Source organism: Pantoea dispersa (genome assembly GCF_035783935.1).
Classification (GTDB): Bacteria; Pseudomonadota; Gammaproteobacteria; order Enterobacterales; family Enterobacteriaceae; genus Pantoea; species Pantoea dispersa_C.
The window spans coordinates 92142-105658 of the sequence record NZ_JALKOV010000002.1; the positions used below are offsets into that span (position 1 = coordinate 92142).

Here is a 13517-nt window from a genome sequence, read left to right on the forward strand (position 1 = left end):
CGGAGAACCAGCCATGACAACACGTTTCGCCCTGAAAGCCCTGGTACTCGCCGTGGGTTTAGGCAGCGCCTTTTGCAGCCTCGCCGCCAAACTCACCGTGGTGGAAGTCATCACCAGCCCGCCACGTACTGCGCTGCTGCAAAAAATGCTCGACGAATACAAGACGCAGCATCCCGGTACCGAGATTGAGCTGATTTCGCTGCCGTGGGGCCAGGCGTTTGAAAAACTGGGCACCATGTTACAGAGCGGACAGGTGCCGGATGTGGTGGAGATGCCCGACACCTGGCAAGGCTTATATGCCAGCAACAATATGCTGGAAGATCTTGAACCGCGCCTGAAAAGCTGGCCTGAAAGCGCCCAGCTGACTGATAAAACGCTGGCAATGGCGCGCGCCGCGAACGGCAAAGCCACGATGGTGCCGTACGGTTTTTACCTGCGAGCGCTGTTCTGGAATAAAAAGCTGTTTAAGCAGGCGGGACTGAGTGAGCCGCCAAAAACCATGGAAGAGTTTGCCCGCGACGCGAAGCGTATTAGTCAGTCAGGTAACGGTATCAGCGGCTACTGCATGCGCGGCGGTGTGGGGGGAACCAATGCGTGGATGATGTTTATGGCCGCGATGAACGGCTCGCCTGCCTTCTTTGATAAAGAGGGTAACAGCACCTTAACCCAGCCGGGCGCGATGAAGGGAGCACAACTGCTGGTTGATTTGTATCAGCAAGGCGGCGCGCCTAAAGACAGCGTGAACTGGGGCTTTAACGAGATTGTCTCGGGCTTCTATTCCGGCAAATGCGCCATGCTCGATCAGGATCCGGACGCGCTGATCGCGATTAAAAATAGCATGGCGGCTGAGGATTTTGCCGTGGCACCCATGCCGGTCGGATCGTCCGGTAAAGCCTTCCCAACCATTGGTTATACCGGCTGGGCGATGTTCAAACAGGGTAAACAAAACGATGTCGCCTGGCCGCTGATTACCTTCCTCAGTAATAAAACCAACAACCTGGCCTGGGCGAAATTTGTCGGCACGCTGCCCATCTATAAAGGTGCGGAACAGGATCCGTTCTATCAGACGCCGCAGTTTGCCGGCTGGTTTAAGGAGCTGAACGATCCAAATTATGTGCCACTCACCATGCCGACCCATCTCAAAGGCTGGGGCTATTTCAATTCGGTGATCGTGAAAGAGAGCAGCCAGGAGACGTTACTGGGTGAAAACGACACCAAAGATATGGTGCAGGACTGGGCCAGTTATCTGAGTAAAGAGCAAAAAGCCTGGCTCGCCAGCCAGTAATCTCGCGGAAACCGGAGCCCTGAAATGATGCCTGAAATCTCTCTTCCTGCCAGCCCGGCGCGCCGCCGCTGGCGCTGGACCCGGCTGGCTGAGCCATGGTGGTATCTGTCACCGGGCCTGTTGCTGATCGCCCTGTTCATCTTCGTGCCGATGGCAATCGGCATTTCTTACGCGTTTCAGAGCATGAACCTGCTCAATCCGCTGGAGAGCGGCTGGGTTGGCTGGGCGAACTTTGCGCAGATGCTCGACGATCGCCGCTTCTTTCGTGCACTCGGCCATACGCTTAACTGGACGCTGAGTTCACTGCTGCTGCAGTTCTTTTTCGGCCTCGCGCTGGCGCTGCTGCTTAACCGCGAGTTTCGCTTTCGCCGCTGGGTGCAGGCGCTGGTGTTTTTACCGTGGGCGGTGCCGGCGTTTCTTTCCGGCCTGACCTGGTCGTGGCTGCTCAACCCGGTAGTGGGTCCGCTGCCGCAATGGCTCAGCGACGTAGGCATTCTCAGCGAACCTTACAACATTCTTTCCGATCCGCAGCTGGCGATGTGGGGGCCGGTGATTGCTAACGTCTGGTTCGGCATCCCGTTTTTTGCCATCACTTTACTGGCGGCGCTGCAGTCGATTCCCAAAGATTTGTATGAAGCGGCAGCCATTGACGGTGCCAGCGGCTGGCAGCAGTTTCGCCGCGTTACCCTGCCGTTTCTGGCCCCGATGATCGCCATTACCGTGATGCTGCGCACCATCTGGATCGCTAACTTTGCCGATTTGATCGTGGTGATGACCGATGGCGGTCCGGCCGGTTCAACCTCGATTCTCTCCAGCTACATCTTCACCACCGCTTACCGCAAACTGGATTTTGGTTATGCCTCGGCGATGGCGGTGTGTCTGTTACTGCTGATGACCTGCTATGCGCTGGTACTGCTGCGCATCCGCCACCAGTTACTTAAGTAAGGAGTCCGCATGCGCCTGTTACCGTTGATCGGTCATCGTCTCAGCATCGCCGCGTATTTGCTGTTTGCGCTGTTTCCGTTGTACTGGATCATTAAAATTGCCGTCACGCCGGACAGGTTACTGTTCAGTCAGGGCGTGACGCTGTTACCTGGCGGTTTCACCCTGAGCCACTTTGCCAAGGTATTGACCGACAGTGATTTCCCGACGTTTTTTATTAACAGTCTCATTGTCTCCTGCAGCACTGCCGCGCTGACCACCTTGATTGCCGCGGCTGCCGGCTATGCCTTTTCCCGCTTTCAGTTTCGCGGCAAGATGGTGATGGCGGCCCTGCTACTGTTCACACAGATGTTTCCGCTGGTGATGATCATTGCGCCGATTTACCGGGTGATGGCCCCGCTGGGACTGACGAATAGCCTGCTGGGGCTGATTCTGATTTACAGCGCCTTTAATGTCCCGTTCGCCACCTTCCTGATGCAGTCATTTTTTGATGCCATCCCGAAAGATCTTGAAGAGTCCGCCATGCTGGAAGGCTGCACCCGCTTTCAGGCACTGTACCGCGTGCTGATGCCGCTGACGCTGCCGGGCATGGCAGCAACGCTCGGCTTTGTTTTCACCGCCGCGTGGAGTGAGTTGCTGTTCTCACTGATGCTCATCAACAAAAACGAAGTCATGACCTTTCCGGTCGGGCTGCTCAGTTTCGTCTCTAAATTCGCCGTTTCGTGGGGCGAAATGATGGCTGCCGCTGTGCTGGCGTTAATTCCAGCCTGTCTGTTCTTCGCTTTCATTCAACGCTATCTGGTTCAGGGACTCACCGCCGGTGCGGTTAAGGGGTAAACAATGGCTGAAATTACGCTGGCGCAAATTGAAAAGCGCTATGGCAACGTTGAGGTTCTGCGCGACATCAATCTGACCATTAAAGATGGTGAGTTCGTGGTGCTGGTCGGCCCGTCCGGCTGTGGTAAATCCACCCTGCTGCGCACCATTGCCGGCCTGGAATTAGCAACGGGCGGCAATATCCATATCGGCAGTCAGCTGATGAACGAAGTGGCGCCGAAAGACCGCGATATTTCGATGGTGTTCCAGAGCTACGCGCTCTATCCGCATCTGACGGTCGCGCGCAACATGGGCTTCAGCCTTGAAATTCAAAAGCGACCGCGTGCTGAGATTGAGGAGAAAGTCCGGCGAGCGGCGGAGATTCTCAGCCTGACGCACCTGCTCGATCGCCGGCCAAAAGAGCTGTCGGGTGGACAACGTCAGCGCGTGGCGATGGGCCGCGCCATTGTGCGCCAGCCGCAGGTGTTTCTGTTTGATGAGCCGCTGTCTAATCTGGATGCGCAACTGCGCGGCCAGATGCGCGTGGAGATCAAAAGACTGCATCAGCAAATGAACAACACCATCGTTTATGTTACCCACGATCAGGTCGAGGCAATGACGCTGGCTGACCGTATCGTGGTGCTTAACCACGGCGTTATTCAACAGGTGGGCACACCGCTGGAGCTGTACGACACACCGGCCAATAAGTTTGTCGCCAGTTTTATCGGTTCACCGTCGATGAATTTCATCAACGGCGTGGTGACCCCCAGCGGCGTGCGTATCAGCGACAGCGCTCAGCTGCCATTGAATACGCACTGGGCGGCACAGGCCGCTGGCCGTGACGTCATTTACGGCATCCGTCCGGAAAACATCAGCCTGGCGCAGCCGGGTGAACAGCATGCACTGCCCCTTGAAGTGTCGCTGGTGGAGCCGACCGGCCTGTCCGAACTGATTCACGGTTCGCTGTTTGGCCACCCGCTGATGCTGTTTACCACCCAGCGTTCCGGCGCGCGCGCCGGTGATATTTTGCCGGTCACGCTGGACAGCGAACGTGCGATGCTGTTCGACGCCGCATCGCAGCGCCGCCTGTAATTGCACGTTTAAGCGTTCAAAACGACCAGCGCACCCCGGCATTGTAGCGCCAGCCTTTGACGCCGTTGCCGGAAATCTCTTTGCGGTAATCCGCCTCGGCGTACAGCGCCACGTTGTTGATCAGCGTCGCCGTGCCGCCGAGGCCAACGTCCCACATCTGACCAAATTTGCCGCTGCTAAAGTTCTGGCTCAGGTCGCTGTCGCTGGCGCCGACCTTCACCTGCGCCGTACCGCCCCAGCCGCGATAGTAGTTAGCGCGCAGATACGGCGTGTACTGATTCTGGCTGCTGTCCTCCCAGCTGCGCGCCACGCGGGCGCCGAGCCGAGCTATGGTTTGATCGTAATCGTTATAGGAGACGCGCGCGCCGTCAGCATCGGTAAAACTGTCCATGTTGATACGCAGCCAGCTGATTTGCGCCTGCGGTTCCAGGCGCACATCACCCGCCAGCATCAGCGGATAGCCCGATTCGACTGACGCCGTCCAGCCGTGCCCTTTAGGTTTGGCGACCGCTTTCTGCCGCGCGATGTCGGTTTCGCCGCGGTAGCCGCTCCAGCTCAGCGAGCCATCAACATAGCCGCCGCTGCTGCGCAGCCAGGTGCCATAAAGTGACACCGTATCGCTATCAAAGCTGGTTGAGCTGTAACCGTCAGCGGCATGCGGGCGAATGCGCGTGTTGCCACGCGTATAGGCGACACCGCCGCGCACGCTGTCTTCAGCGCCATCGGCGCGCAGCAGGTTCCCGCCGAGCTGAACAGCGCTGTAGTTGAGGTCGAAATCATAACCCCAGGCGTCCAGGCCGCGATTGCTGTGATACTGTAAATCCGAGCCAAGGTAGCGGATAAACATCTCTGCGTTGTCCTCAGGCTGCTGGCGCAATTCACCGAGACGTTTATGCAGATCGTCAGTGACTGCCAGCGAGTAGTACGCCATCCCGACCGGTGCGGAGATCAAGGACGGCACCTGCGGCGTGACCGCCGGACGTACCGCTTTAACCGCACTGCCCGCCTGCGGCTGGCACAGCGAGCCATCGCTGCAGATGAAATTGTTTGCCAGACGATAGTCCCATTCGTTGCCGGCCGTGCTACTGCCTGGCGCAAAGCTGTACAAACCATACTGCCACGGCCCGGCCGCCACATAGCCACTGCTCAGCCTGAAGCTGTCGGCGCTGGCGCTGCCGGTCACCTGCACCAGCGAAACACCTTCGCTGGCGGCAATAACATTGTCACCATTCGTGTCCAGCAACGCGCCGCCCTGCAGCCGGTCGTCCACCCAGGTGATGCCGCTGGCGTTACCGTTAACGCGCAGCATGTCGCTGTGGGTGGCTGTCGAATTGAGCTTCAGACGGCCCTGCGCAGAGGCCAGATTGCCGTCAATGATCAGGGTATTCGCGGCCACGTTGCCACCGTTGGTCAGGTCGAGCGTGCCAGCATTGTTCACCACCAGCGAATCATTGCTGGCGCCCTGCAGCCGCGCGTTGACGCCATCGCCGGCGAACAGCGTGGAATCGGCATCAATGTTAATGGTGCTGTGCGCCATTCTGATGTTGTCGCTCAGCGTCCAGCGCGTATCGATAAAGTTCAGCGTACTCCAGCCCGCGCCGAGGTTGGTGCCTTTGGTGAGATCGTCCTGCCGGAACGAACCGCCGCGCGCGGTCAACTGGCTGAGGTTCAGCGTGCTGTCCGCGCCGCCGCTGGTGATGTGACGGGTCTGGTTCAGGCTGATGGCCTGCACTGTCGCCTGATTCGCGCTGCCGTCGCCCATACTCAGGCCGCCATCCAGCGTACCGCCCGTGACCAGCAGCGCGTCGCTACCGTCGCCGGTGTTCACCTCGCCGGTCACCTTGCCTGCCAGCAGCGCCACCACATCACGGGTCGCGCCGCCCGCCACCACCACCTGATCGGCATACGGCGCCACCAGCGTGCCCTGGTTGATAAACACCGTCTCGCCGCCACGCAGATCAATAAGCGGTGCCACGCGGCTTTGTGAACGGATGGTGCCCTGGTTAATCACATGGCTGGCGCTGCGGGTGACAATCGCCGAACCGCCGTTGGCATCGCGGATATCAATCAGGCCCTGAGCGATCACCCGTCCACGGGTGTTGGCACGCACGCCGGTGCCGCTGCCGTTGACCTCAATGCGATAATCGCGCCCAATAACTAAATCGTTGCCCGTAGTCGATCCATCTGCATTTTCAAAACGATAGCCGGTACCGCCTGCGCCGACGTGAATCTGCGCGCTGCCCGCCGGGTCGAACGAGGTGGCCGAGCGGATGCCGGTGCCCCCGTTGGCCTCGAAGCGCACATTACTCAGCGAAATATCACTGATGCCGGCGCGATTGTTCAGCGCAGTGCCGCTGCCGTAAGCGCCGATGACAACATCGTTCGCTTCGAAACCCTGCGCGCCGCTGTCGAGCAGCAAACCATCGGCTTTGCCGTAAGCTGCCAGCGTGCTGGCCCCCTGCCCGTCGCCATAAATATTCATCACGCCGCCGGAGCCCACGCGCAGCGCGGCGATGCCATCATTCACCCGTAAGCTGCTGTCGACCGGCACATACTGACCATAACCGCTGCTGACATCCACGCCGGTGCCGCTGGCGACGCTGACCGTGCCACGGTTGATAAAGTTGCCGCCGTCGTGCACGCGGGCCCCGGTGCTGTTGCGGCCACGCAAATCCACCACGCCCTGCTGCTGATTGAACAGGCGCGCGTCGCCGCTGACATCAAACGCCGTGGCGTTGCGCCCGGTGCCGGTGATGAGCGAGGCGGCGTAGACTTCGGTGCCATCGCCCGTCGCCTGCGCGCCGACAGTGTTTTTGCCATTCAGCGCGATAAGGCTGGTAATGATCCCCTGTGCGCGATCGCTGGCGCGCAGCACGGTGGCACCCTTACCGGTGACCTGATAAACATCGGTGCTGGATACCAGCGCATCCGTCCCGCTGACCACGATGCCGGTGCTGTCTCTGCCGCTCAGCGTGACGTTGCCAAAGCCCTGGTTGTAAAGCCACGCGCCGTTGCGGATTTCATACAACGTCGAATTACGGCTGCTGACATCAACCGGGCTGCCGTTGACGATCAGACGTGAGCCGGGATCGAAAGCCTGATAGCCAATCTGCTGCGCATCGTGGAACACCACGCGGCTGTTGGCGCCCAGCGTAATACGGCCGCCGGCAAAGGCTTTCGCGCCGACCACGTTATCGCCGTACAGATTGATGGTGCCGTTCTGGTTAATCCACCCCAGCTGGTGATACGAGACCGCACCGAAGGTGGTGGTTTGCCGGGTGCTCTGACCGCTGTAGAGATTGAGCGTGCCGCTGTTGGTAATTTCCGTCAGGGTTTTGCCGTCGCCGGCTCCCGGATAGCCATCAGCGAACAGCGCCCGGCCATTGCGTAAAATATTGATGTCACCGCTGTTATTAACCGTGGCGCCATACTGCGCGTAAATGCCGGTCACGCCTTCGCCCCGTAAGGATATCGCGCCGCGGTTCACCAGCCGCGCATGATTCATAATGGTGAACGGTTGTTGGTTATTGGCGCTGCCGTAGATTGCCGCCTGATTGATCAGTAACGTGTTGGGATCGAACTGCGTATTGGGGTTAACAACGTTACCCTGCAGCGTATAGCGATTACCGTCAGCAATGGCGACGGTGGCATCAGACCCGTTAAGATGAACACGCGTCGCAGCATCGATGGTGGCGCGGGCGCCATCAGTGATGGTCAGCCCGCTGGCAAAGCTGGCGATGTTCAGCGTCGCACCGTGCGTGGCAATATCGGTGCCCGCGCCGCTGCCATAGACGCCGGTCGCAAACGGGCTGTTCATCGACAATGTCAGGCCGCGCCCGTCGAAATCCGCTCCCTGCTCGACGCGAAAAATCGTGCCGTTCCACACGGAGGCGCTGTAGCGGCCATTGGCCGGCAGATTAATGCGGGCATCCGGGCCGATACGGTAGAAACTGATCTGTCCGCTATCCAGCATGCTGTCGCTGCCGTAAGAGGTGGGAATGGCGCTGGCACTGACATTGACCGTTGACTGGCCTTCAGCACGAATCCCGATGCCCGCTTTGCCGCTGAGCCGGATCGGTCCCGTGATATCGGCACTGGCGTGACCGCCCGGTTCGCCACGCACCCACACCGCCGTATTGTTGGTGCCACCAAAGCGGTCGGCGTCGCCCGCCACGTTGATCGCCCCGCTGGAGAACGCGTGCGCCTGATTGCCCGCCGTGGCGATGACTTTCAGGCCGGTGCTGTTATAGCCGTTCAGATTGAGGGTGCCGCGGTTGCCCACCTGACCGCCGCTGCCGGAATCAATTGCCAGCATGGCGATATTTTCACGCGGCAGCGCCTGCGCCATACCGTTGACGTCGATAACACCGTTATTCAGGGATACCGCGTTGGGCCCGGCCTCGATGCGCATGCCAACGGCGTTTTCGACTTTTGAGCCGATAACAATGCGACCATTATTGATGGCGCGGGAATCCAGCAGACCGGAAATGGCGCTGATGCCACCGCCGAGGCTGACCGCGACATCCTGCGTGACGTCGCCCTTATGATTTTGCGGCGTGCGGCCAAGGTAAATCGTGCCGTCGCGCGCGTTGACGAAGCTGCCCTCCCCGCTGAAACTTACCGCCGCCGCGGAGGAGCCATTCGCCACATCATGAATGCCGACGTTAATATTGCCGTGGTTGACCGCGCGACTGCTGCCGAGGAATAAGCCGGCGGTGCCCCACGGCGCATCACCGATATGCACATTGAGCACGCCGTTGTTGCGGAACTCGCTGTCATAAATCGCCGACACCGCCGTGCCTGCGTAACCGAGGGAGTTCTCCGCCACGCCGCGCCCATTGGCGGCATTAAAAAAGCCACTGTTGATCACGCCATTATTGATACCGCGCGCGCCGCTGATCAGCTCCAGCGCGCCCGCTTCGGACGAAAGCGCATTACTGGTCGCCAGTTTCCCGGCGATGATCGCCGTTGCCCCGTTGCTGGCACGCATCACGGCGCTGGCGCTGTTGGCCACTTCCAGCGTTTTACCGCGATTGATTTTCACACTGGCTTTTGCCCCGTCGGCGCTCAGCACCACCTGATCGCCCAGCGCAGCGGCCACTTCATCATCGTAGTTGTTGGTGCTCATACGGTAGACCACGCGCCCGTCGCGCAGGCTGAACGCTTTGTTCAGCGCAGCGTTATAACTTTCCGGGCTCAGGTTGCCGCCGCTAATCTGGTCAATCAGCCAGTCGTTATAGTTGCGCAATTCATTGAGGTTACTGACGTAATACGCGTTGCTGCTGCCATCCTTAAGCGTGACATCAAATAAACCGGCGTAATTCACCACGCCGCCCGCATCAAATGCCAGCCGATCGCCACCGTACGGCGGCGTGGCAGCGGTAAAGCGGATGCGGTTATTACTGTCCCAGTTAATATGGCCGTTATTACTGCTGGTAAATAGCTGGCTCTGTTTAGCGGCCATCGACCAGCTATTGGTGCTGGCGTTAGCGGCTGCACCCGGCTGACCAATATTAATATTTAACCGGCCATTACTGACTGCCGCTACGCGGGCATCAATATACTGTTTATCGTTCACATCATAATAATCTGGCACTACGGTTGCGCCATTAATTGTCGGTGCGGCAATCATCTCAGCACTATTATAAACCTGATAAGTGCGGTAACTGCCTGTTTCTTCGTCCGGAATCCCTATGGCATAATTTTGGGCACCAAACTGAATACGGGGTACACCGATTAAGTCATCGTTGATAATGCGACCGATGGTTTGTAATTCCCCCAGCGTGACGCGGCTCATCCCGCTTTCACCGCTTGCGAAGCGCGGTACCCCGCTCAGCGTCTGCGTTGAGCCGTTACACAAACAATAGGCACCGACTTTATTGTCGTTGCGCTCGGGGGTGAAAGGTTTTAATACCACCGCCGACACCGCTGTGGCAGGCAGCATTAAGCCCGGCGCAGCAAGCACGCTCAGTAACAAGGGGTTTAATTTAAACACACTATTTTCCTCACCAGAGAAAAGACAAATGCCGCACTGCGAATGCGCAGTGCGGAGAAATAGCGAAGCGAAATATATTGTCGTAATAGCTTACAGCTGGAAAGCCGTTGAAATGAGTATTACCGCGCGACTGTCAAAACGTCCAGTTTGACTTAAGGAATTGTGATGACGGCGAAAGGCTTTAGGAATTACGCCAGCGGCGTTAAATAATGACGTGGATCTGAAAAAAGGCGTTCAGGCAGAAAAAAGAGGGGGATAATTACCACCCGACAAGCGATTACCTGCCGGGCGGAACAGAAGTTACAGTCGTGCTTCGACCGGCACCGCGACCTTCTTATCTTTTGGCTTGAGGCCAAACATGAATGAGGCGAAGCGCGAACGCTTGACGATGGCGTAACACAACGCGCTTAGCGCAATGCCAATGGCAAAATCGAGCAGCACGTACAGCACGGACAAATTATCCGGCAGCCAGACATCCAGCAGCCAGGAGAAACTGACCACTACCGGGTAGTGCAACAGATAGATGATCAGCGCAGAATCGACGATTGTCGTCAGAATGCGATTCTCTTTGACTTTGATACGTTCAAAACTGAATACCAGCCAGTAGGACAGCATCACTGACAGTACACTGCCCATCAGCACCGGCACATATTTCATCACGCCAGTGATGTGGTTGTGCGCAACGTAATAACAGCCTGCCCACACCGCCAGTACCAGCGCAGCCACCAGCCAGCCATTCATCAGCTTGCTATTAGCATACTGGGCAATTTTTTCACGGTTGATATACAACGCAAAACCGGCGGTATAGTAAACGAGGAAGCGCGCCGTGATCGGGATCAGCTCAACAAACTCGCCGCGGCCCTTCACCAGGAACTTCAGCACGAAGCAGGCGTTACCCAGGATCACCAGCGTGGCGATCAGCATCGGCAATGACATTTTCCCCAGCTGACGGGCGCTCCAGTGATAAAACGCGCCCGGCACCACCAGCGACATCACCGACAGCGACACGAGGAACCACAGGTGATGCATCATGGTATAGCTATTCAGCCAGCCGCTGAGCGTCAGCGGCATATCGTTCATCTGCCCGTTAATAAAATACATCAGCGGCGGGATAAACAGATAGGCGGATATCAGCGGAATGAGCACGCGCTTGCGTCGATTATCAGTAAAGAACTTCTGCCCTTTACGTAAAATAATCAGCGCCGAAAACATGCCTGAAAGAAAGAAGAACACTTCCATCCTGAAGGTATGCACCATGCTCAGCAGCGCCGTAAATATCTCTGACGGATCGCGCTGCGCGATATAATACCAGCTATTCTCTCCCGGCAAACTCCGTGAAGCGTGTAATAACACCCCTTCCAGAATTAATCCGGCACGCAGCAGATCCAGGCCGATATTCCGGCTGGATAAAAAGGATTCTGTTTTCACATTGCACATCCTGACATGAGTTGTAACGCGATGATAATGATTCAGTCAGAATGCTAACACCGGATTAATCTGTATACATTACGTTTAGAAACGATTAGGAATTTCGCCATAGTGTAAAGATTGTAACCGTGCAGGGGCGATAAAGCTTAAGCCAGAATGATCTGATGGAAAATGTTGGTGCCACATACACCTTAATCATGGCGAATTTCAGCATGCTGGGTGAAAATCGGCTGTTTAACAGGCAATTACCGGGTCGCCCGGGCGGTCCGAGGTGCGCAGAGTCACTTATCATTAAGCGCCAGGCAGTGTAGCCAGCATGATGTTTACCTCAGGCGGAAATACGGGATTATCTGGTCCGCGCGACGCTGCCGGAAGTGGCTCAGTGACAGGCAATTGTTTCGCAAGGCCTTTTATCGGCGTCGCGTAGTTTTTCTCAGAGTTGACCTAATTTTCACTGCACAACGGCGCTTTCGGATTGTTGACCCGCAATCGCGCCTGTTAAGGTTATCCGCTTACGGTAAACAGTCGATTCTCCATGTAACCTTGAGTATCAAAAGGCGGATATTTGTCATGCAACGAGCGCTTTCTGGCATCGTCACTTTGCTGATTACAACGGCAACCCTGTTCAACACCGCATTTGCCGAAAGCGGCAAGCCCGATAATAACTTTATTATTGAAGCCTACGGTGGTTCCAGTACGCGTGGCGCAATGGCAGTGCGGGAAAATGGCAAACTGCGTGCAATCTATATTAAAGACAATGAGATTGCTCTGATTAACCAGTGGTTACAGGAGAAGTATGGCGACGGGATTCGCGTGGTCAATAAAGGCGCGTCCTCCTCACAGGCGATGGATCTGTTAAATGGCAAATATTTCTATAAAAATAATAAAAGCTGGCGCGAAGAGATGAAAAAATCGCCGGCGAAAATCATTCTGCTGAATTTTGCCACCAACGATGCACGTCATTTCCATTTCCGCGATATAGAAAAGGATTACCAGGTTAGCCCGGATAAATATACTCAGGTGATGACCCAGCTGATTACCATCGCGCGTGAAGAAGGTAAGCAGGTGATATTACAGGAGCCGCACCCAATTTGTGGTCGCGCAGAAAAATGGCACGTTGCGCCGTATGTCACCAAACTGGATGCGCTGGCACAGGCAGAATCGGTCCCACTGGCGCGCCAGTATCAGCGCATTCTGCAGATGAAAGACTGGCAGTCGCTGATGTCACCCGATTGCATTCATCCCTCTGAACAGCTGTACCGCATGAAAGCAGAGGAAACGTTTTCGGTGCTGGTCTCCCACTTTAATACCGAGCTGGCGGCTGCCGGACATGGCAAAAACCCGGATGGCGAGCAGGTAGCGAAACGCTAAGCCGGTCCCTGGCTGACCGGTGAAGACGAGCTAACGCGATAGTGCAACGGCATATTAACGGTAGTCTTTCGCACTACGCTGTGTTATCCCTCGGGTTCTCACGGAGGGATAACGATGAATATTAGTTTGCTGGGTCAGTGTCCGCAGTTGCTCGATACGGTATCAGCCATGCTGCATCAGGAGTGGTCCGAATTCCCCCACTGGCGCGACCGGAGCGCCATTCATAAACGCCTGCTGATGCGCAACGCGCAGGATGCCAGAACGTTTACGCTGGTGGCATCAAACGCGGATGGCTAAGTGCTCGCCACTGCCAGCACCATCCTTTATGAACTTGATGACATCAGTGAACGCCAGTTCTGGATGGGCGAAGTGCTTACTGCGGCTGCGCATCGGGGTAAAGGCGTGGCCTCTGCTCTGGTACAGCGATTAATTGCAGAAGCGCGCCAGCGCGATATGGCAGCGTTATGGCTTTATACGCCCGATCAGCAGGCTTTATACCGCCGTTATGGCTGGCAAGAGGTCGAGCAACGCATCGTATCGGCAGAACAGGTTAGCGTCATGCGGCTCAAGGTCTTTTAAGGAGAAGAA

At 56.9% G+C, this 13517-nt stretch carries 9 protein-coding genes; 7 read left to right on the top strand and 2 right to left on the bottom strand.

The annotated features are described in order from the left end of the window. Nucleotides 1-13 precede the first annotated feature (13 nt). From MXF20_RS05260 to MXF20_RS05275, 4 genes are read left to right on the top strand one after another with little or no spacing between them, the layout of a single operon-like run. The gene (locus MXF20_RS05260; protein ID WP_325968035.1) at nt 14-1285 is read left to right on the top strand and encodes a sugar ABC transporter substrate-binding protein; all 1272 of its coding nucleotides are present in this window, start codon (nt 14-16) and stop codon (nt 1283-1285) included. 24 nt (nt 1286-1309) lie between these two features. Next, a complete protein-coding gene (locus MXF20_RS05265; protein WP_058759118.1) occupies nt 1310-2230 on the top strand; it encodes a carbohydrate ABC transporter permease in 921 nt (306 codons plus the stop codon). Between the two features lie 9 nt (nt 2231-2239). Next, nucleotides 2240-3064, top strand: coding sequence for a carbohydrate ABC transporter permease (locus MXF20_RS05270; RefSeq protein WP_021509079.1), 825 nt, complete (start codon nt 2240-2242; stop codon nt 3062-3064). A gap of 3 nt (nt 3065-3067) precedes the next feature. Continuing rightward, nucleotides 3068-4135: a sn-glycerol-3-phosphate ABC transporter ATP-binding protein UgpC gene (locus MXF20_RS05275; RefSeq protein WP_325968036.1), complete on the top strand. Its 1068-nt coding sequence runs from the start codon at nt 3068-3070 to the stop codon at nt 4133-4135. A 16-nt stretch (nt 4136-4151) separates the two neighbouring features. Here the strand turns inward: MXF20_RS05275 and MXF20_RS05280 are convergent, their stop codons facing one another. Both MXF20_RS05280 and MXF20_RS05285 read right to left on the bottom strand, forming a co-directional pair. Beyond that, nucleotides 4152-10130 carry an autotransporter outer membrane beta-barrel domain-containing protein gene (locus MXF20_RS05280; protein WP_325968038.1) on the bottom strand — a complete coding sequence of 1993 codons (5979 nt, stop codon included), beginning with the start codon at nt 10128-10130 and terminating at the stop codon, nt 4152-4154. A gap of 300 nt (nt 10131-10430) precedes the next feature. Then, nucleotides 10431-11558, bottom strand: coding sequence for an acyltransferase family protein (locus tag MXF20_RS05285; protein ID WP_325968039.1), 1128 nt, complete (start codon nt 11556-11558; stop codon nt 10431-10433). Nucleotides 11559-12128: 570 nt separating this feature from the next. Between MXF20_RS05285 and MXF20_RS05290 the strand changes: the two genes are divergently transcribed. The 3 genes from MXF20_RS05290 (at nt 12129) to MXF20_RS05300 (ending at nt 13508) form a co-directional block, all read left to right on the top strand. Then, nucleotides 12129-12929 carry an SGNH/GDSL hydrolase family protein gene (locus MXF20_RS05290; protein WP_325968041.1) on the top strand — a complete coding sequence of 267 codons (801 nt, stop codon included), beginning with the start codon at nt 12129-12131 and terminating at the stop codon, nt 12927-12929. 114 nt (nt 12930-13043) lie between these two features. Further along, nucleotides 13044-13226 carry a hypothetical protein gene (locus MXF20_RS05295; RefSeq protein ID WP_325968042.1) on the top strand — a complete coding sequence of 61 codons (183 nt, stop codon included), beginning with the start codon at nt 13044-13046 and terminating at the stop codon, nt 13224-13226. Continuing rightward, nucleotides 13227-13508: a GNAT family N-acetyltransferase gene (locus MXF20_RS05300; RefSeq protein WP_325968044.1), complete on the top strand. Its 282-nt coding sequence runs from the start codon at nt 13227-13229 to the stop codon at nt 13506-13508. Nucleotides 13509-13517 lie beyond the last annotated feature (9 nt).

Excerpts from the sequence above, each read along its gene's own strand:
- MXF20_RS05260 (WP_325968035.1), top strand. The coding sequence starts at position 14 with ATGACAACACGTTTCGCCCTGAAAGCCCTGGTACTCGCCGTGGGTTTA.
- MXF20_RS05265 (WP_058759118.1), top strand. The coding sequence starts at position 1,310 with ATGATGCCTGAAATCTCTCTTCCTGCCAGCCCGGCGCGCCGCCGCTGG.
- MXF20_RS05270 (WP_021509079.1), top strand. The coding sequence starts at position 2,240 with ATGCGCCTGTTACCGTTGATCGGTCATCGTCTCAGCATCGCCGCGTAT.
- MXF20_RS05275 (WP_325968036.1), top strand. The coding sequence starts at position 3,068 with ATGGCTGAAATTACGCTGGCGCAAATTGAAAAGCGCTATGGCAACGTT.
- MXF20_RS05290 (WP_325968041.1), top strand. The coding sequence starts at position 12,129 with ATGCAACGAGCGCTTTCTGGCATCGTCACTTTGCTGATTACAACGGCA.
- MXF20_RS05295 (WP_325968042.1), top strand. The coding sequence starts at position 13,044 with ATGAATATTAGTTTGCTGGGTCAGTGTCCGCAGTTGCTCGATACGGTA.